The organism is Halomonas sp. 18071143 (genome assembly GCF_019211725.1).
Taxonomy (GTDB): domain Bacteria; phylum Pseudomonadota; class Gammaproteobacteria; order Pseudomonadales; family Halomonadaceae; genus Vreelandella; species Vreelandella stevensii.
This window is the reverse complement of sequence record NZ_CP078120.1, coordinates 1,067,281-1,085,871: the sequence shown is the minus strand read 5'-3', so window position 1 is coordinate 1,085,871 and position 18,591 is coordinate 1,067,281. Positions and strand designations below refer to the sequence as shown.

Genomic DNA, 18,591 nt, shown 5'->3' with positions numbered 1-18,591 from the left:
CAGGCAACACGACCAAGGTCGGCCTGATAAAGTACGCGTCTCCGGCGCACTCCTGATAGAATCGCCCCTTTTTTCGCGCCAGCCGCACAGAAACACGAACACTCATTCGTTGTTGCTGCGGCAACCCTGTACTGGAGCCTAAGTTATGGCCGCTACGCCGACTCCCCTTGAAGTGCGTAACATCAAAAAGCGCTTCGGCGATACAGAAGTCCTCAAAGGCCTCTCTCTTGAAGCCCAGAAAGGTGATGTGATCACCCTGATCGGTGCTTCAGGGTCTGGAAAAAGCACCTTTTTACGCTGCATGAATTTGCTGGAACAGCCCGATGACGGCGACCTGATCGTCCACGGCGAACAGATCCGCTTCAAGACCACCCGCCATGGCCGCGAACCCGCCGACTGGAAACAGGTCGTGCAGATGCGCGCCAAGCTCTCCATGGTTTTCCAGAGTTTCAACCTGTGGGCCCACATGACGCTGCTGGAAAACATCATCGAAGCGCCGATTCACGTGCTGGGTAAACCCAAGAAAGAAGCCATCGAACACGCCCACGCGCTGCTCGACCGAGTCGGCCTCAGCGCGCGTGCCAACGCCTACCCGGCGCAAATGTCCGGTGGTCAGCAGCAGCGTGGCGCCATCGCCCGGGCGCTGGCCATGAACCCGGAGGTCATGCTGTTCGACGAACCCACCTCGGCGCTGGACCCTGAGCTGGTGGGCGACGTGCTCAAGGTCATGCGCGATTTGGCCAACGAAGGGCGCACCATGGTAGTGGTGACCCATGAGATGAGCTTTGCCCGGGACGTCTCCAGCAAGGTGATCTACCTGCACCAGGGCCTCGTGGAAGAAGCCGGTACGCCCGATGACGTGCTGGGCAACCCGCAATCGCCGCGCCTGAAGCAGTTTCTGGCGCCCAAATACTGATCCGCGAGGCATGCACGATGCTTGATTTGCAAGGCTACGGCCCCCGCCTGCTGGAAGGCGCAGGCGTGACCGTTCAGTTGGCCCTCCTCTCGCTGATCCTGGCGATTGTGCTGGGGCTCTTGACCGCCAGCGCCAAAATGTCCCGCAACTGGCTATTGCGCCGTAGCGCAACGGTCTACACCACGGTGATTCGTGGTGTGCCCGACCTGGTGCTGATGATGCTGCTGTTCTTCGGCGGGCAGATCGGGGTCAATGCGATCAGCGATATGCTCTATGACCGCTACGACATCGACATCTACATCAACTTCAACGCCTTCGCGGCCGGTGTCATCACCATCGGCTTCATCTTCGGCGCCTACATGGGCGAAACCTTTCGCGGGGCGTTCATGGCCGTCGACAATGGCCAGATCGAGGCAGGCAAGGCCTACGGCATGAGCAACGCACTGGTATTTCGGCGTATTCGCTTTCCCCAGATGATGCGTCACGCGCTGCCCGGCCTCTCCAACAACTGGATGGTGCTGCTCAAGACCACCGCCCTGGTGTCGGTGATCGGCCTGACGGACATGGTGCGGGTGGCGGCAGAAGCCTCTCGGGCCACCCACGAGCCGTTTGTCTTCCTCATTCCGGTGGCGGCAGCCTATCTGCTGATTGCCAGCGTCTCCGAGTGGGTCTTCGCACGGTTGCAAAAACGTTACGACATCGGCTTCGGGGGGCAGTGACATGCTGGACATCTCTGCATGGTTCAACGATTTACTGGCGGGTAACCTGATCTTCACCCCCACCACCCTGGGCTACTACTGGGAAGGCCTGGTGACCACCACCCAGCTGGTGTTCCTCTCGCTGGTGGCCGGGCTGATCCTGGCCGTCCCGCTGGCCATCATGCGCAGCTCAAAGCACAAATGGATCAGCCTGCCGGTCTATGTGTATACCTATGTGTTTCGTGGCACCCCGCTGCTCATTCAGCTCTACATCATCTACTACGGGGTGGTGTTCATCGATGGCATTCAGGAAACCTTCCTGTGGCCGCTGCTGCGCGAAGCCTTCTACCCGGCACTGATCGCCTTCACCTTGAACACGGCGGCCTACACCACGGAGATTTTCCGGGGTGCCATCAAGGCCACCTCACGGGGTGAAATCGAAGCCGCCAAGGCCTATGGCATGTCCAACAGCCTGATGATGCGCCGTATCATCCTGCCCAGCGCCTTTCGCCGTGCCCTGCCCGCCTACGGGAACGAAGTCATCTTCATGCTGCATGCCAGCGCCATTGCCAGCGTCGTCACCCTGATGGACCTGACCGGGGCCGCACGCTTCGTCTATGCGCGCTTCTATGCCCCCTTCGATGCCTTCCTGTTCGTGGCGGCCATTTATCTGTGCCTCACTTTTGCCATTCTGTATTTTTTCCGTTACCTGGAAAAACGGCTGCTGGCACATTTGCGGCCACAAACCTGAGCATGACGAAAAATCCAACATACGCCAACGTAAAACAAGCGTTGGTTTAATTCAGGTCACCCCCCTTTTCGCCAACCGCAAGCTGGGGTAGCTTAAAGGGGATCACCTCCGGTGAACCTGCTTCCTTTGGAGTCTACAATGAAAAAACTGCTGACCGTTTCTCTGCTGGGCCTGGCCGTGGCTGCCGCGTCCTCTGCCCAAGCCCGTGATTACGACCACGTGCGTATCGGCGTCGACGTACCTTACGAGCCCATGGAATACCGCACCCCCGAGGGCGAGCTGACCGGCTTCGATATCGACCTGGGCAACGCCCTGTGCGAGCGCATCGGCGTGACCTGCGAGTGGATCGAGCAGGAGTGGGACGGCATCATTCCGGGCCTGATGTCACGTAACTACGATGCCATCATGTCGTCGATGACCATCAACGACGAGCGTCGTCAGCAGGTGCTGTTCTCCGACCCCTACATCACCATGCCGTCGGCCTGGTTCGCCCCCGCTAGCCTGGAACTCAGTGACGCCAACGAAGAGACCCTGGCCGGCAAGACCATCGGCGTACAGCGCGGCACCCTGCAAGACAACTACGTGACCGACCAGTACGGCCGTATCGCCAGCGTCAGCCGCTACTCCACCGCTGACGACATGGTGCTGGACATGCAGGCACAGCGCCTGGATATCGTCTTCCTCGACTATCCGATCGGCCAGTCCACCCTGCTGAACAACGAAGACACCGAGTACGTGGTCGTAGGCGAGCGCATCAGCGAGCCCAAGGAGTACTTCGGTGACGGCTTCGGCATCGCCTTCCGCCAACGCGACCAGGCCCTGGCCGAGCGCTTCAACGAAGCACTGGCCGAACTGCAGGAAGACGGCACCTACGATGAAATCTACGCTCGCTACTTTGGCGAAGAGTAAACATTGACCGTCTCGCCATGCCTTCCTCAGGGAAGGCATGGCAGCACGCCAATACCATGACTCCATACCGCCTACTCCCCTCTGCGCCCCATGCGCAACGCCCAGGTACCCGTGGCACCATTGCCCGCTTCTACCTGAGCGAGTGGTTCGACGAATAGCCCCCTCTTTGGCACGCCCGTGCCGAAACACGCCCCTGTGCGTGCATGTTGCCATGCGTGATCGACGCAGGGCACTCCCACGCCTGGCGCACCCCGTGCTGTAGCGGCCCCTTTCGGCGCTTGGCATAAAGCAACTCCCACATACCTACTAAAAATCGTTTCAGGAGACTGACCATGCGTTATGCAACGCTGTCCGTGGCTGCCGTGCTGGCGGCTGGTGCTTCACTTTCCATGGTATCCACTGCCGCACTGGCCCGAGACTACGACGAAATCCGTCTGGGTGTGGATATTCCCTACGAGCCCTTCATGTACCGGGAAGCCGACGGCACCCTCACCGGCTTTGAAATCGAGCTGGGCAATGCCGTATGCGACTACCTGGAAGTGAGCTGCACCTGGGTAGAACAAGACTGGGACGGCATCATTCCCGGCCTACTGGCCCGCAACTACGACGCCATCATGTCGTCCATGGCGATTACCGACGAGCGCGCCCAGCGCGTGCTGTTCTCCGAGGCTTACTACACCACTCCCAGCGCCTGGATCACGACCCACGCCCACGATATCGACATCGAAGACCGGGCCAGCCTGGAAGGGCTAACGGTCGGCGTACAGCGAGCAACCCTGCAGGATAACTATGTCACCGAACTCTACGGTGACGTGCTGGAAATTCGCCGCTATACCGGTGTGGACGATGTGGTCACCGACCTGCTGGCAGGCCGCCTGGACCTGACGTTCATGGACTACCCGATTGCCGAAGCCGCCATCGACATCGACACGCCCGAAAGCGATTTCCAGCGCATCAGCGACTTCATCAAAGAGCCCGAGGAAATCTTTGGCAAGGGCGTTGGCGTCGCGTTCCGCCCCCGTGACGAGGCCCTCGCCGAACGCTTCAACGACGCTCTGCGTGCGGTGAAAGAGAACGGCACTTATGATGAAATCATGAACCGTTACTTCAACTACGATGTACGCTTGTAAGATCGGCGGCCGCCGCGCTTGAACCGCGCCACCCGCCTACACGCGCCGGCCTTTGGTCGGCGCGTACCGTTTGCTCATCACTTTTCCGGAAAGCCCATGCTGACACTTGTCAAAAACGCCCAGCTTTTTGCCCCAGAACCCCGCGGGCTGTGCCATCTGCTGATCGCCGACCAGCGCATCGCGGCCGTGCTGGATGCCAACGAAGCGTACCAACTGGGCACGCTGATCAAGACCATCGACCTGGAGGGCCGTCGGGTGATTCCGGGGCTGGTCGACCCGCTGGTGCACTACATTGGCGGGGGCGGTGAAGGCGGGTTTGGCAACCGCACTGCAGAACTCAGCCTGGCAGACGCCTGCGCTTCAGGCGTGACCACCCTGATTGGCGCTCTGGGCACCGATGCCCTTACCCGCACCCCCGCCAACCTGATCGGCAAGGCGCGGGAGCTCGCTGCCGGTGGGCTGAGCACCTACGCCTACACCGGCTCTTATCAGCTGCCTCCGGTCACGCTGACCGGCACGGTGGCCAGCGACATTCTCTACGTGCCGGAATTCATCGGGGTGGGCGAAGTGGCCATCAGCGACCACCGTGGCTCCCAGCCCACTACCCAGGAGCTGACGCGACTGGCTTCCGACGCTCGCACGGCCGGGCTGCTGGCAGGCAAATCCGGCATCGTGTTCATTCATACCGGCGACGCCGACTCCCACTTGGAACCACTGCGTCAGGTGGCCAGCACCAGCGCCATTCCCATCACGCAGTTCTACCCGACCCACATCAACCGTACTGGCGCACTGTTCGCAGACGGCCTGCGCTTTGCCCGTGAAGGCGGGCGCATCGACTTCACCACCAGCACCACCCCCGAGCTGCTGGCCGGTGGCGAAGTGCCCGCCTCCGAGGCGGTAGCGCGGGCACTGAAAGCGCGGATCGACCCGAGCCAGCTCAGCCTCTCCTCGGACGCCAACGCCTCGCTGCCGGAGTTCGATGACCAGCGCCGTTTCGTGGGCCTGAAACCCGGCAGACTCAGCAGCCTGTTCGACGTGTTGGGCGAGTGTGTCAACGACCACCAGATCCGCATGGAGCACGCCCTGCAATGTGCTACCACCACCGCCGCCGATGCCTTGAAGCTTCCCCAAAAAGGCCGTCTGATACCCGGCTCGGATGCCGATTTCATCGTGTTGAGCGAAGGTCGCTGGGCCATTGACCAGGTGTGGGCACTGGGCAAACCGATTTTCAGCGCCCCCTGAGCGCCCGAGGCCGCCCAGCGAACTTGCTCAGCCAATGCCGGTCTTTAATGGCATAATGCGCTTTTACAAGGAGGTAACATGGCAGAACACTCAGCGGCACACGCAACGCCCTCCACGGGCCTACCCGAGACGATGCGCCCCTCTTCCCACTGGACGGCCTGGGGCCAGTGGCTTGCGCTGTTCACCATGACCGTGGACCACCTGACCCGCTACGTACTGCCCGATGCCTGGGACCTGGGCTGGGCGGGCTCTTCGATTGGGCGCATTGCCTTTCCGCTGTTTGCTGCCATGGTGGCCTGGCACGGCCTGTTCAACACTCGCAACCCGCTGCGTTACGCACGCCGTATCCTGATCATCGGTATCGCGGCACAAGTGCCCTACATGATGATGCCCAGGGCCTCGGATGCGTTTATCCTGAATGTCTGCTTTACGCTGGCCAGCGGCCTGGCACTCGGTGCCTTGGTACGCCAGGGGTGGCAGCACTACCAGGCACAGACGCTGGGCCTGGGCTGGCTGATGCTGGGGGCCGCCGTGTGTGTCACCGCCTGGTATCTGCTGGGCTTCTGGGTGGAGTATGGCCACAACGGCCTGCTGCTGATTCCGCTGTTCATGTTTGCCATGCAGGCCCTCAGCGAGACCCGCGATGCCCTCAAATCAAGGCTATGGGCGGGTCTGGCGGCGTTTCCGCTGCTGTGGATCGCCGGGCAGATGAACGCGTCGGACATGGCCAAATCCTTTACCGTCGGCACCTGCGTTCTGGTGTTGATGCTGGCCGCGGGCGCCGCCCAGCGCGTACCGCCCGTGGCGCTGGCCATGCCCCGCCGCCTGTGGCTGGCCTGGTACCCGGGGCACTTCGCCCTGATTGCGCTGTGGCTATTGCTTAGCGGTCAGCTGGCCAGTTAGGCGTTTGCTCGGCCGCTCGTTTATTCACTGCTTCTCGCATCCAGGGCTGATAGCGGCATAGCTGAGCACGGCCCGCCAATTTGGCCTGATACATGGCAGTGTCTGCCTGCTTGAGCACTTCGGCATGGTCACAGGTCGATGCTTCAAAGCAGGTGTACCCCATACTCGGGGTCACCTCTACCCAACGGCCTTCCAGCCGATACTCCTCAGACAGCGCCTGCTGCACTCGCTGCATGTACTGCTCAGCCAGGGCACTCAATTTGTCCGGCTCTGGCTCCGGGAATTGCGCCAGCAGCACAAACTCATCGCCACTCAGCCGGGCGGCCATGTCGCCGTCGCGCAAGCACGACTCCAGACGCCGCGCTACCTGTACCAACAGGTCATCGCCCGCGGCATGCCCCAGGGTGTCGTTGATCAGCTTGAAGCGGTCCATGTCCATGAACATTACCAAACCACCCCGCCGTGCATGGCCCGCCTCTTGGTACAGCGCTTCCATGCGTTCGATGAACAGACGCCGATTGGGCAGGTCCGTCAGCGCATCGTAGTACGCCTGACGATAAATGATCTCCTCACTGCGCTTACGCTCGGTGAAGTCTTCGACGATCGCCACGCCGCCGATCATCCGGTTGCCCATACCATGTACGCCGTTGAAGAATGCCCGCAGTGGCGTTCCCTCACTGGCTCTAGGCAGCCGATAGGTACCCTCGTAGTAGCCGGTGCCTTTTTCCAGGGCTGCCGACACAGCCTTGGCGACGTATCGATCGGCTGAACGGTCCAGCATGCGATAGCCCAGCAGACGAGAACGCTCGACGCCCAGGATCTCCAGCAGCTTGTTGTTGCAGTCGGTGATCTGCCCTTGGTCATCAAAGTGCAAAACACCCAGGGGGGAGTGCTGAAAAATCGAGCGGTAACGGTTTTCGCTTTCCTTGAGCTGCGCTTCACGGGCCGCCATGGTAACGCGTAGGGCGATATTGTCATGGATGGTGCGGCTCAAGCGGCGGCTGGTGATCAGGATCAGCAGCAGAAACAGGACCAGCATCAGCCCGATCAACACGGAAAGCGGTGTTCCCATCAGCATGAACTGGAATTTCAAAGGCAACAGGATGGGCAATACGAAGCCAGTGGCCACCCACCACACCGATGACAGCGTCGTGACGCCTCCCGCCGCGATACCGGCCAGCACGATCGACAGCGCCGCAATTTGCCCCGGATATTCAGGGCTGAACAGCAGCACTCCCGTACTGCCCCATACCACCCCGGAAACGATGGCCCCCATGGCAAACCAGCGTAGCCACCGGTGCCGTTGCTGCTGCTGAATCGGCAAGCGCTTGAAACGGTGAGCCAACGCCAAACGCAATCCCGACACCACCACCAAGGCAGCATACCAACCCAACAGCACCCAGCCTTCCACCACGGGCCACATCGCCGCCACCAGCAACCCGCCCGCCAAAACGCTACTGAGCACCGGTTGCCAAAGGTTGTCATACAACAACCGCACTTTTTCTCCGCGCAGCTGTTGCAGGGTGAGATGGTGATCGCGCTGGTAGCCGCTGCGTAACCCTGACGCAGTTGCTGTCGGCGCCGCTGGCTTGCTGGGCGACATAGAACCCCCGTTTTCGTTGGCCTATGGGCCAATCTTATTGATTAATACAAACGTTTTATCACGCCTTATCTTTTAGCATGTTTACGCAGCAAAAGTAGCCTTCGAACATGAAAAAGCCGCCTCGAAGGGCGGCTTTGAAGAGAGCATGACAGCCATCGAACGCACGGCTCAGAGCGAGTCGGCAAAGCTCCACTCGACCGCCGGAGCACCCGGCAGCAGTGCCTGGCAGGCGCGTACTTTTTCCAGCAGCTCGGCATGGCTGGCCGCCACGACGTTCACGTGGGCCAGCTTGCGCCCCGCCCGCTCGGCCTTGTCGTAGCGATGCAGGTGAGTATGGGGAATCGCCAGCAGCGCGGGGTTGTCTCCCTCTTGCCCAATCACGTTGACCATGCAGGTAGGGCCAATCGCCTGAGTCGAACCCAGCGGCAAGCCCTGTACGGCCCGCAGATGGTTTTCGAACTGGCTGGTCACCGCGCCGTCCATGGTCCAGTGGCCGGAGTTATGCACCCGCGGGGCCATCTCATTGGCCAGCAGGCTACCGTCGCGGGTCTGGAACAGCTCCAGCGCCAGCACGCCCACGTAATCCAGCTCATCCAGCAGCGCACGAATGTAGCCATCGGCGATTTGCTGAACGCTGTCGTCCAGGTCGGGCAGCGGCGCCACCGAATAGCGCAGAATGCCGTCTACGTGCTGGTTCTCTGCCATGGGGTAAAACACCACTTCCCCATCGCGGCCACGCACGGCAATCAGCGACACTTCGCGCACGAAATCGACGAAGGCTTCCACGATCAACCGGGAATGGCCAATCGACTCCCAGGCGGCTTGGGCCTGCTCTGGCGCTCTCAGCACCGCCTGGCCCTTGCCGTCGTACCCTTCGGTGACGGATTTGGCCACTACGGGGCAGCCCAGCTCAGTGGCAGCGGCCTGCAGCTGCTCGGCGCTCTCCACCACCCGGTAGGCAGGCGTCGGGATGCCCAGCCGGTCGAACAGCGCCTTCTCTTCCACGCGGTTCTGGCACACGGCAATGGCACGGCTGCTGGGGTAGACCGGCTTGTGCTGTTCGATCTGCTGCACCAGCGCCACGGGCAGGTGCTCGAATTCGTAGGTCACCACATCGACCTTGTCGAGGAACGCCGCCAGATGCTGATTATCCGGGTCGACCACCACCTCACCGATACCGGCGCTAGGGTTGCCGGTGGTGTCCAGAAAGGTAAACGTGTTGCCCAGCGGGTAGCCCGCCAACGCCAGCATACGGCCCAGTTGCCCGGCACCCAGTACGCCAATGTGTTTTACGCGATTGCTATGCACGCTCATGATGGGCTTCCTATTGTGCCGATTCGCTGGCCGCAGGCGCATCCGGGCGGGGGTCCGGGTTATCCAGCACCAGCTGCGTTTGCTCTGCTCGGAAGGCCTCGACGGCCTGACGCACGGCGCTGTCCTGCAAGCCGACGATTTGCGCCGCCAGCAGCCCCGCATTGGTGGCCCCGGCTTTACCGATGGCCAGCGTGCCCACGGCAATGCCACCCGGCATTTGTGCAATGGAGAGCAGCGAATCCAGCCCCTTCAAGGCCTTGGACTCTACCGGCACACCCAGCACCGGCAGCGCCGTTTGCGAGGCCACCATGCCCGGCAGGTGCGCCGCGCCACCAGCGCCCGCCACGATGACCTGAAGGCCACGTTCCGCTGCGCTTTTCGCATAGTCGAACAGCAGGTCCGGCGTGCGGTGTGCCGAGACCACGCGGGTTTCGTAGGCAACACCCAACCGCTCTAACATCGCCACCGCATGCTCCATGACCGGCCAATCAGATTTTGACCCCATGATCACGCCCACTTTAGGTGCGCTGTTCGACATGCAAAAACTCCTCGGCCAACGGCCTCGTTAAGCAAAAAAGCAGTGAAAAAAGCCGCACACAGTGCGCAACTCACTCAAAAATAGGAAGGCGCGTAGTTTACCAGAGCCGTGGGCGTTTGCGGGCGTTTGCGTGGTCGTGAAATTTTCATCAAATTAGGCATTGAAAACAGCGCGACTTGGCGGCATTGTGTGATTGTCATTTCAGACTGATGGAGTCACATGAGTACGGCATACTCAACCGCTTACGCAGAAACGCTGGATCCTCCGCGAAGCAGCCCTGACCTCGACGTCAGGGATTTAGAAAAACGTATGCGCCTAATGCGTATTATTACCCGTCTGATTGCTATTTCAGACCTAGGAAGTCGTGATATCGCCCGCCGGGCGGGTCTTCCAGTGCAAAAGGTCAGCGACCTGCTCGCCGGAAGGCTCGAGCACCTCAACATTGATGAACTCAATGTACTGCGTCGCACCTTAGAGCTGGAGGTGCCATAGCAACAGCGACTACATCAGAATCTACTCCCTTTTTCGATACAGGCTGGCCCATTGGGTCAGCCTGTTTTTATTTGTCACGCTTAATAGGGCGTCTTTCATGAAAACAAGTAACTATTCAGGTGGTTGCGGATAGCCTGTCGACAACCACCTGATTTTTCTGGCATAGTGTGCCTAATCCTTCGGCATATCTATGCGGTGACATGACCATCAGCGATATCAACGTCGACGAGGCCCTGGAGCGGGTCCGACAGCAGCTCAAGGAAGACCAGACGGTCTCTCCGTCGCTGCGTGCGGCCATCGATGTGCTGATGTTGCTGGTCAAGCTCATGGCCGATCGCCTGGCCACCAGTAGCCGCAACAGCAGCAAGCCACCGTCCCAGGATCCCAATCGCCAGCGCCGCTCGCGCGCCAAAGGCGAGCGGCGCCCCGGCGGACAGCCAGGGCATGAGGGTAAGACGTTGGCGCCGGTGACGGACCCCGACGAGGTGGTCAAGCTCCGTGTCGATCGTCGGCAACTCCCAAGGGGCGTTCTTACCGCCCGGTCGGCGTCGAAACGCGCCAAGTGCAGGACATCGTAATCCGGCCGTGGTCACCGAATATCAGGCTGAGGTCCTCGAAGATGATCAGGGCAACGCTACGTGGCGCCATTCCCCGAGGGCGTGACTCGCCCCATCCAGTATGGCCCTCGCCTCAAGGCGCATGTCGTCTATCTCTCCCAGTATCAGCTGTTGCCCTATGCGCGTATCCGCGAGTTGCTCACCTCGCAGTGCGGCCTGTCGCTGAGCACCGGCACCCTGTTCGCCTTCAACCAGGAGGCCTACCAGCGGGCCGAGGCGTTCGCCGAGTGGGTGATCCCGGCGCTACGTGAAGCAGCCACCGTCCATGCCGATGAAACCGGAATGCAGGTCGGTGGCAAACGCTACTGGCTACACAGCGCCTCCAACGAGGCCCTGACCTGGTTGGCCCCGCACCCCAAGCGCGGCCAGGAAGCGATGGACGCCATCGGCGTATTGCCCTTCGTGCGTGGCGTGCTGGTGCATGATCACTGGAAGCCCTACTACCGCTATCCGGATTGCCGGCACGCGCTCTGTAATGCGCACCACCTTCGGGAGCTGACAGCGGCCTGGGAGAACGATGGCCAGGCATGGGCCAAGGCCTTGCATGACCTGTTGTTGGAGATGCATCGCGCCGTGGAGGTGGCCGACGGCTGCCTCTCGGCCGATGAGACCCGAGCCTGGCGGCAGCGCTATCGAGATTGCCTGGCGAAAGGGGACGCCGAGAGCCCCCCGCCGGTGAAACCGCCACCTGGAACGCGAGGCCGGGCCAAGCGCACCAAGTCGCGCAACCTCCTGGAACGCCTCCAGGCGTACGAGGACGACGTGTTGCGCTTCCTCGACGACCCTGCCGCTCCCTTCACCAACAACCAGGGGGAACGCGATCTGCGAATGACCAAGGTCCAGCAGAAAATCTCGGGCTGTTTCCGCTCCTGGGAGGGGGCGGAGATCTTCTGCCGGATGCGCAGCTTCCTCTCGACCGCCGTCAAGCAAGGGGTGGCGGCGCATACCGCACTGGAGCAACTGTTTGCGGGTGATGTGCCATCCTTCATGCAGCCTACAGCCACGGATCAGGCGGCGTGAGCTAAACAGTTACGAAAACAATTAGTTAGCGTTTTAAGATTAAGGGAGCATTAAGAAAAGCGCGCTAACTCATTGACGAGAATCAACTTTCCCCTTCAACGTAAGGCGTAATCTTAGCGTACCCCGACCATTCGCCCCTGCGAATGACGTTTTACCCGCTAAGGAGGCGATATGGACGCCATACGCCGCTCGCTACTCGGCCAGCTGGCCCGCTTAAGCGCAGGCGCTGCACTGGTACCCTTTTCTAGCCTTGCCCAAGCAGGCATTAATCAACAGCCTGCCCGGCGCGAAGGTGATCCCACAAAGCGCTACGGCATGTTGATTGATCTTCGCCAGTGCATCGGCTGCCAGGCTTGTACGGTGTCGTGCCATATTGAGAACGCCGCCCCGCTTGGCCAGTTTCGCACCACGGTCTCCCAGTACGAAGTGCAGCATCAGGAGAGCGGTGAGCTGGCTACTTTTATGCTGCCACGCCTGTGTAACCACTGCGAAAATCCGCCATGCGTACCCGTTTGCCCCGTTGAAGCTACCTACCAACAGCAGGATGGCATCGTGGTGGTTGATAGCGACCGCTGCGTGGGCTGCGCTTACTGCGTTAACGCCTGCCCCTATGACGCACGCTTTATTAACGAGCGCACCCAAACCGCCGACAAATGCACGTTCTGCGCGCACCGTTTAGAGGCAGGGCTACTGCCTGCGTGTGTTGAAAGCTGTGTTGGAGGTGCGCGGATTATTGGTGATATGCGCAATCCTGACAGCCAAATCAGCCGCATGATTCAAGAGCACCGTGATGCACTGATGGTACTTCAGCCAGAAAAAAACACGCTTCCCCAAGTGTTCTACCTCGGCATGGATGAACGCTTCACTACACGCCCCGTGGCGGAACCCGTGGCGCTTGAAGTGTTTGATCCCCACGGCCAGGAGATGGGCTATGAATTCCACCATTGAACTGCTCGCCCCGCGTTATGACATTGCCTGGTACCCCTGGGCAGTACAGTACTTTTTCATGATCGCCGTCTCCTACGCGAGTCTCTGGCTAGCAGCGCCTGCGTTAATTTTCGGCAAACGAGCATGGCTGCCCACCGCACGCCTTGCACTCCTCGCTTGCGTCAGCACCACGTTGGTAGCGCCCGTTGCACTACTTGCGGACCTGCACCAACCGCTGCGTTTTTGGCATTTTTACGCGTACGCCAACACCCGCTCGTGGATGTCTATTGGCAGCGTGGTTCTGCCGCTCTATCTCGTCAGCGTACTGGGCCTTGCCTGGCTGGCTTGGCGCCCGGCGCTCCAGGCCCGGCGCAATGCGCCAGGGCTGAGCGGATGGATGGCTAAATGGCTAAGTCTGGGCGATAGCGCCACTCCCAGGGCGCTGGTGGCCATCGTGGGACTAGCCGCACTACTGCTTTCCAGCGGCATTATGCTTTATACCGGCGCGGAGCTTGCCATTGTGAAAGCACGCCCGCTATGGAACACCGTATGGCTTCCGCCCATGCTGGTCGCGACAGGCTTCATCGCGGCAGCAGGGCTAGTGCTGGTACTCAACCGGGTAAGCGGAGTGTGTTCGCACGCCACCGTTCGGCAAATGCTGTATGTCCTACTTGCCTTCTGTGCCGTGGCGGGTTTAATCGCGGCTAGCTGGTTCCTGGATGGTATTAACGCCAACGTTGGCTCGGTCGCAGCAGCGCTGGAGTCTGTTCGTCACAGCCCTTCCTGGCGCAGCACCGCGCTGTGGGGCGGTATTACTGGCATAACGCTCTTTATAGCGGTGGCGTGGTTAGTCTCGCGCCCTGCCCAACGCCAACCCGCATTGTTTGCCTGGGCTTGGCTACTCGGCCTGGTAGCTATTCATATGGGCTGGATGTTCCGCTGGGTGGTGCTGATGGATGTGCAGCACGTCGCCCGTAATAGTGCTGGTTTCCACCACTATGGCATTCCCGCTGGCTCTTCCGGCATCTTAGGCATCGTCGGTACCTTTGGGCTTTGGCTGGCCGCTATCTTACTGATTGAGCTATTTATTCCATGGCGGCAAGCCCAGCAAGGTGGCGTTAAACCGCCGCCCTCTTTCGATACCAATACATCCAGTGACTCGCTTAACGCCGAACAAGGAGCGCCTAACCATGGCTAAGTCTGCTCAAGACCCCTCACGCCGCCGGTTTCTTAAAGGCGCTGCTGCCGCAGGCGGTGCCGCCACCTTTGCAGTAGGCTACGCTGACCCGCTTGCCAAGATGGCCAAAGGACTCAGTGGCAGCGCAGGAGAAAAACCCAAGCACAACATTCACGGCAATTCGCTCACGCCGGAGTACCGCGTTGACTTAGCCACTGGCGAGCTAACCCTCACTCCCGACCAACGCACCGCCTTTACCATTTGCTACGGCTGCACTACCCTATGCGGTGTGCGGGTACGCATCGATGACACCCGGGGCGAAGTGCTGCGTGTATCTGGCAACCCATACCATCCGCTCTCTGCTGATGACCATCTGCCAATGCGAACTCCAGTGGCCGAGGCATTGCGCAGCGTGAGCGCTTACGGAGAACAGGGCCAAGTAAATCGCTCTACCGCCTGCGCCCGTGGCAACTCAATGATGAGCCAGATCACCAACCCTTTCCGTATCGACCACTGCCTGAAGCGCGTTGGCGAGCGCGGTAACCGGGAGTGGCAAAAAATCTCGTTTGAAGAGCTGATCGAAGAGATTTGTGAAGGGGGCGATCTATTCGGTGAAGGCCAAGTGGAAGGGCTGCGCGCTATTCACGATCATGACACACCTATCGACCCAGACAATCCAGAATACGGCCCCAGAGCAAACCAGCTGATGGTCATGGAAGCCACCGATTACGGGCGTTCGGACCTACTCAAACGCTTTACGCTCAATGCCTTTGCCACCCGCAACTATGGGCACCATGGCGCTTACTGCGGACTGGCATTTCGCATGGGTTCAGGGGCCGTGATGAATAACATCGTCACCAATGCCCACGTCAAACCTGATATTCAGAACGCGCAGTTCATCATGTACATTGGCTGTGCCCCGGGACAAGCAGGCAACCCGTTCAAGCGCCAAGGCCGCTTGATTGCCCAAGCACGCGCCGCTGGCACCCTTGAATACGTGGTGGTCGACCCGGCATTAAATGCCGCGACTTCCCATGCGGCGGATAACAATCGCTGGGTACCCATTCGCCCCGGCACCGACAGCGCCTTTGCCATGGCGATGATTCAGTGGCTGCTGGACCACGAGGGCTATGCCAGCGATTTTCTCGCCCTGCCGGGCCAGTCTGCTGCTGATGCCGCGGGCGAGACCACCCACACCAACGCAACGCATTTGGTCATTGATACCTTCGAACATCCGCGCCGTGGCTACTTTTTGCGCGCCAGCGATTTGGGCCTTGCTGAGGCCGGTAGCGATGCGGATATGCCCGTCGTCGTTTCAGACGGCGAATTCGCCCTCAACGAAGATGTCATGGCCGCCGAACTATTTGCCGAGCGTGCAGTGGAGCTTGCCGATGGCAGCACCGTCACCGTTAAAACCAGCCTAACGCTGCTGCATGAATCGGCCCATGAATACGACATGGACGCCTATGCTGAACATTGTGGTATTCCCAAAGCAACGATTATCGACTTAGCCAAAAAGTATGCCAGCCACGGCCGTAAGGCCGCCGTTAACTGCCACGGTGGTATGATGTCAGGCAACGGCTTCTACGCTGCTTTTGGCGTTCAAATGCTCAACCTGTTGGCCGCCAACTACAACATGAAAGGCGGCAGCGCGGTGGGCGGTGGCACTTATACAGGCACCGGCGAAGGTCCACGCTACGACTTGGCCAATTTCCCCGGAAAGCGTGGTCCGCAGGGCGTTTTTCTCTCGCGCTCACGCTTCCCCTATGAAAAATCATCGGAGTACCAGCGTAAGGTAGCGGCTGGTGAGAACCCTTACCCTGCGAAGGCTCCTTGGCGCTCACTCGCGCCACCCACCCTCACCGAGCATTTACCTTCTGCGCTGGATGGTTACCCTTACCCCATCAAAGCCCTGATTGGCTGCATGGCCAACCCGATTTATGGCCAAGCGGGCCTGAAAGGCGTCGTTGTCGATAAGTTAAAAGATCCCAGCCGACTAGGGTTATTTGTCGCGGTTGATGGCTTTATCAACGAGACCAATCGTTACGCCGATTACATCGTACCGGATTCAGTCATGTACGAAGTATGGGGGTTTGCAGGCTCATGGAAAGGCACGCTGGGCAAACTGACCACCGCTTGCTGGCCGGTGGTTGAACCGCGCCAACAAAAAACCGCCGAAGGCGAGCCGGTGTCTATGGATAGCTTCTTTATCGCCGTAGCTAAGCGGTTAGGACTGCCGGGCTTTGGCGATAACGCCATACCCGATGCTAACGGTCACCTTCACCCGCTCAACCGTGCTGAAGATTACTATCTCAGGGCAGCCGCCAACATCGCTTTCCAGGAGGAACCGCTTCCAGAAGCGAGCGACACTGACGTTGCCCATAGTGGCATTGCACCGCTGCTGCCTAAGCTTGAGCGCACGCTGAAAGCCGATGAACGCGGACGTGTGGCCTATCTGTACGCCCGGGGTGGACGTTTTGAAGATGCCAGCGAACACTTTGTAGGCCAGCATTTAAAACGCCAGTGGAAAGAAACCCTGTGTGTCTATAACGAAGCAGTAGGCACCAGCATTGATACCACCAATGGGTTGCCAAACCGGGGCGTACCGTGTCACTCGCTGCCTCAAATGGCGAATAAGCAGCCCATGCGGGAGATCTTCTCAGAGCAAGAGTGGCCGTTACTGGCATTCTCGTTCAAATCCAATCTGATGAACTCCTACGCCATCGGTAACGAACGGCTGCGTATGATCAAGCCCTACAACCCCGTGCAAATGCACCGTCAAGATGCCGAACGCTTTGGCATTCAGCACGGCGACACCATACGCATCGAAAGCCCCGGCGGCAGCGTGATAGGGCTCGCTCTGGTAAGCGAAAGTGTCGTACCTGGCGCGCTGGGCATCGAGCACGGCTACGGCCACAAGGATCTAGGTGCTACACCGCATATTATCGATGGCACCTCTCAGCCAGATATGCCTTGGATGCGGGCAGGTATCAATATCAACGACCTGGGCTTTCAAGATCCCACGCGCGAGGTCGGCGGCACTTGGCTGGAGCCCATTAGCGGCGCTAGCGTGAGGCAAGGGTTACCCGTCAAGGTCAGCCGCGTGTGAACCGGCAGGGGTAGTGAAGCTATGTCGCAATCACTACCCCACCCACAGCCACCACGATCACCACCAGCCAGGCTGGCAGCTTCCACACGGTCAGTAGCAAAAAGCCCGTGAGCGCCAAGGCAAACTCATACGGCCCCACCACCGCGCTGGTCCAGACGGGGTCGTAGAGCGCAGCCCCCAGAACCCCCACGACGGCCGCGTTGGCACCGCGCATGAGCGCCTGGGCACTGCCCCATTGGCGAAAACGGTTCCAGAACGGCAGCACGCCCACCAGCAGCAGGAAGCCGGGAATGAAAATCGCCAGCAGCGCCAGCACCGCACCAACCACGCTGGGCAGCCCAGGCAGCAGTGCGCCCAGGTAAGCCGCAAAGGTGAACAGCGGCCCCGGCACGGCCTGTGCGGCGCCATAGCCCGTCAAGAACTCATCCGCCGTGATCCAGCCCGACTGCACCACTTCGGCTTCCAGCAGCGGCAGCACCACGTGGCCGCCCCCAAACACCAGCGCCCCCGAGCGGTAGAAGGCATCCACCACCGCCAGCCACATGGCGCCGCCCGCCAGCAGCGGCAACAGCACCAGCAGCGCCACGAACAGCCCCAGAGAGATCAAGCCCACCTTGCGCGACACCGCAAAGTGCAGCGAATCCGCCAGCTCGCCCTGAGCGCTTTCGCGGCAGAGCAACAGCCCTACCATACCCCCCAGCACAATCGCACTCACCTGCCCTAGCGGGCCGCTGACCATGGCCACGGCAAACACCGCCGCCAGGGCAATGCCTGCCCGGGTTTTATCCGGGCAAAGGTTGCGCGCCATGCCCCATACGGCGTGGGCCACGATAGCCACTGCGACGATTTTCAAGCCGTGGATGATGCCGCTGGCCATCGGCCCATCCAGCACCGCCGCCCCCATGGCGAACAGCGCCAGTACCAGCGCGGAAGGCAGCGTGAAGGCCAGCCAGGCCATGGCCGCCCCCCAGGGGCCTGCCCGCAGCAGGCCCAGGGCAAACCCCACCTGGCTGCTGGCCGGGCCGGGCAAGAACTGGCACAACGCCACCAAATCCGCATAGGCTTTCTCGCTGAGCCACTGGCGGCGGGCCACGAACTCCGTACGAAAATAGCCCAGGTGCGCCACCGGCCCGCCAAACGAGGTAAGCCCCAGCGCCAAAAAGGCCCAGAACACCTCTCGAATGCGAGCAGGCGATACGGCAGTATCAGAGGAAGGACGGGGTTCCGACATAAGCTCGGCTCCTT

The 18,591-nt window shown here is 60.5% G+C and carries 15 protein-coding genes and 1 pseudogene; 12 read left to right on the top strand and 4 right to left on the bottom strand.

The window, feature by feature from the left end:
* Window positions 1-145 precede the first annotated feature (145 nt).
* The 7 genes from KVY02_RS05180 (at window position 146) to KVY02_RS05150 (ending at window position 6,549) form a co-directional block, all read left to right on the top strand.
* Window positions 146-916 carry an ABC transporter ATP-binding protein gene (locus KVY02_RS05180; RefSeq protein ID WP_016916532.1) on the top strand — a complete coding sequence of 257 codons (771 nt, stop codon included), beginning with the start codon at window positions 146-148 and terminating at the stop codon, window positions 914-916.
* A 17-nt stretch (window positions 917-933) separates the two neighbouring features.
* A complete protein-coding gene (locus KVY02_RS05175) occupies window positions 934-1,635 on the top strand; it encodes an ABC transporter permease (RefSeq protein WP_189463696.1) in 702 nt (233 codons plus the stop codon).
* A 1-nt stretch (window position 1,636) separates the two neighbouring features.
* Window positions 1,637-2,365 (top strand): ABC transporter permease, encoded by a 729-nt coding sequence (locus tag KVY02_RS05170; RefSeq protein ID WP_016916530.1) that lies wholly within the window; start codon window positions 1,637-1,639, stop codon window positions 2,363-2,365.
* A gap of 138 nt (window positions 2,366-2,503) precedes the next feature.
* Entirely contained in the window at window positions 2,504-3,274 is a 771-nt protein-coding gene (locus KVY02_RS05165; RefSeq protein WP_016916529.1) for a transporter substrate-binding domain-containing protein, read from the top strand.
* A gap of 332 nt (window positions 3,275-3,606) precedes the next feature.
* On the top strand, window positions 3,607-4,404 hold the full coding sequence (locus KVY02_RS05160; RefSeq protein ID WP_016916528.1) for a transporter substrate-binding domain-containing protein: 798 nt from the start codon (window positions 3,607-3,609) through the stop codon (window positions 4,402-4,404).
* 96 nt (window positions 4,405-4,500) lie between these two features.
* Window positions 4,501-5,646, top strand: a complete 1,146-nt coding sequence (gene iadA, locus KVY02_RS05155; protein WP_218314632.1) for a beta-aspartyl-peptidase — start codon at window positions 4,501-4,503, stop codon at window positions 5,644-5,646.
* Between the two features lie 78 nt (window positions 5,647-5,724).
* Window positions 5,725-6,549: a TraX family protein gene (locus KVY02_RS05150; RefSeq protein ID WP_218314630.1), complete on the top strand. Its 825-nt coding sequence runs from the start codon at window positions 5,725-5,727 to the stop codon at window positions 6,547-6,549.
* Here the strand turns inward: KVY02_RS05150 and KVY02_RS05145 are convergent.
* The 3 genes from KVY02_RS05145 to purE all read right to left on the bottom strand — a co-directional run bounded on the left by KVY02_RS05145 (window position 6,527) and on the right by purE (window position 10,004).
* Window positions 6,527-8,152 carry a diguanylate cyclase domain-containing protein gene (locus KVY02_RS05145; protein ID WP_218314628.1) on the bottom strand — a complete coding sequence of 542 codons (1,626 nt, stop codon included), beginning with the start codon at window positions 8,150-8,152 and terminating at the stop codon, window positions 6,527-6,529. The two genes, KVY02_RS05150 and KVY02_RS05145, sit on opposite strands and share 23 nt — an antisense overlap.
* Window positions 8,153-8,320: 168 nt before the next feature.
* A complete protein-coding gene (locus KVY02_RS05140; RefSeq protein WP_218314620.1) occupies window positions 8,321-9,466 on the bottom strand; it encodes a 5-(carboxyamino)imidazole ribonucleotide synthase in 1,146 nt (381 codons plus the stop codon).
* Between the two features lie 10 nt (window positions 9,467-9,476).
* Complete coding sequence (gene purE / locus KVY02_RS05135) at window positions 9,477-10,004, bottom strand: 5-(carboxyamino)imidazole ribonucleotide mutase (RefSeq protein ID WP_016916523.1); 528 nt, start codon at window positions 10,002-10,004, stop codon at window positions 9,477-9,479.
* Between the two features lie 219 nt (window positions 10,005-10,223).
* On the opposite strand from purE, the gene KVY02_RS05130 reads away from it, so the two are divergent.
* From KVY02_RS05130 to KVY02_RS05110, 5 genes and pseudogenes are all read left to right on the top strand, one after another.
* Window positions 10,224-10,496: an XRE family transcriptional regulator gene (locus KVY02_RS05130; RefSeq protein ID WP_218314618.1), complete on the top strand. Its 273-nt coding sequence runs from the start codon at window positions 10,224-10,226 to the stop codon at window positions 10,494-10,496.
* Between the two features lie 200 nt (window positions 10,497-10,696).
* A pseudogene (locus KVY02_RS05125) lies at window positions 10,697-12,133 on the top strand (IS66 family transposase).
* Window positions 12,134-12,304: 171 nt separating this feature from the next.
* Window positions 12,305-13,081 carry a sulfate reduction electron transfer complex DsrMKJOP subunit DsrO gene (dsrO, locus tag KVY02_RS05120; RefSeq protein WP_137094539.1) on the top strand — a complete coding sequence of 259 codons (777 nt, stop codon included), beginning with the start codon at window positions 12,305-12,307 and terminating at the stop codon, window positions 13,079-13,081.
* Window positions 13,065-14,258, top strand: coding sequence for an NrfD/PsrC family molybdoenzyme membrane anchor subunit (gene nrfD, locus KVY02_RS05115; protein ID WP_218314617.1), 1,194 nt, complete (start codon window positions 13,065-13,067; stop codon window positions 14,256-14,258). Before dsrO ends, nrfD begins: the two co-directional genes overlap by 17 nt.
* Complete coding sequence (locus KVY02_RS05110; protein ID WP_218314615.1) at window positions 14,251-17,346, top strand: molybdopterin dinucleotide binding domain-containing protein; 3,096 nt, start codon at window positions 14,251-14,253, stop codon at window positions 17,344-17,346. The genes nrfD and KVY02_RS05110 overlap by 8 nt, the downstream gene beginning before the upstream one ends.
* A 19-nt stretch (window positions 17,347-17,365) precedes the next feature.
* Here KVY02_RS05110 and chrA read toward each other — a convergent pair whose 3' ends face one another.
* Window positions 17,366-18,577 (bottom strand): chromate efflux transporter, encoded by a 1,212-nt coding sequence (gene chrA / locus KVY02_RS05105; RefSeq protein ID WP_256357571.1) that lies wholly within the window; start codon window positions 18,575-18,577, stop codon window positions 17,366-17,368.
* Between the last annotated feature and the right edge of the window lie 14 nt (window positions 18,578-18,591).

Bases quoted from the DNA above. Each gene is read 5' to 3' on its own strand.
- KVY02_RS05145 (WP_218314628.1), bottom strand. From the start codon at position 8,152: ATGTCGCCCAGCAAGCCAGCGGCGCCGACAGCAACTGCGTCAGGGTTA.
- dsrO (WP_137094539.1), top strand. From the start codon at position 12,305: ATGGACGCCATACGCCGCTCGCTACTCGGCCAGCTGGCCCGCTTAAGC.
- KVY02_RS05165 (WP_016916529.1), top strand. From the start codon at position 2,504: ATGAAAAAACTGCTGACCGTTTCTCTGCTGGGCCTGGCCGTGGCTGCC.
- KVY02_RS05140 (WP_218314620.1), bottom strand. From the start codon at position 9,466: ATGAGCGTGCATAGCAATCGCGTAAAACACATTGGCGTACTGGGTGCC.
- KVY02_RS05175 (WP_189463696.1), top strand. From the start codon at position 934: ATGCTTGATTTGCAAGGCTACGGCCCCCGCCTGCTGGAAGGCGCAGGC.
- KVY02_RS05160 (WP_016916528.1), top strand. From the start codon at position 3,607: ATGCGTTATGCAACGCTGTCCGTGGCTGCCGTGCTGGCGGCTGGTGCT.
- chrA (WP_256357571.1), bottom strand. From the start codon at position 18,577: ATGTCGGAACCCCGTCCTTCCTCTGATACTGCCGTATCGCCTGCTCGC.
- KVY02_RS05180 (WP_016916532.1), top strand. From the start codon at position 146: ATGGCCGCTACGCCGACTCCCCTTGAAGTGCGTAACATCAAAAAGCGC.
- nrfD (WP_218314617.1), top strand. From the start codon at position 13,065: ATGAATTCCACCATTGAACTGCTCGCCCCGCGTTATGACATTGCCTGG.
- purE (WP_016916523.1), bottom strand. From the start codon at position 10,004: ATGTCGAACAGCGCACCTAAAGTGGGCGTGATCATGGGGTCAAAATCT.
- KVY02_RS05110 (WP_218314615.1), top strand. From the start codon at position 14,251: ATGGCTAAGTCTGCTCAAGACCCCTCACGCCGCCGGTTTCTTAAAGGC.
- KVY02_RS05130 (WP_218314618.1), top strand. From the start codon at position 10,224: ATGAGTACGGCATACTCAACCGCTTACGCAGAAACGCTGGATCCTCCG.
- KVY02_RS05150 (WP_218314630.1), top strand. From the start codon at position 5,725: ATGGCAGAACACTCAGCGGCACACGCAACGCCCTCCACGGGCCTACCC.
- iadA (WP_218314632.1), top strand. From the start codon at position 4,501: ATGCTGACACTTGTCAAAAACGCCCAGCTTTTTGCCCCAGAACCCCGC.
- KVY02_RS05170 (WP_016916530.1), top strand. From the start codon at position 1,637: ATGCTGGACATCTCTGCATGGTTCAACGATTTACTGGCGGGTAACCTG.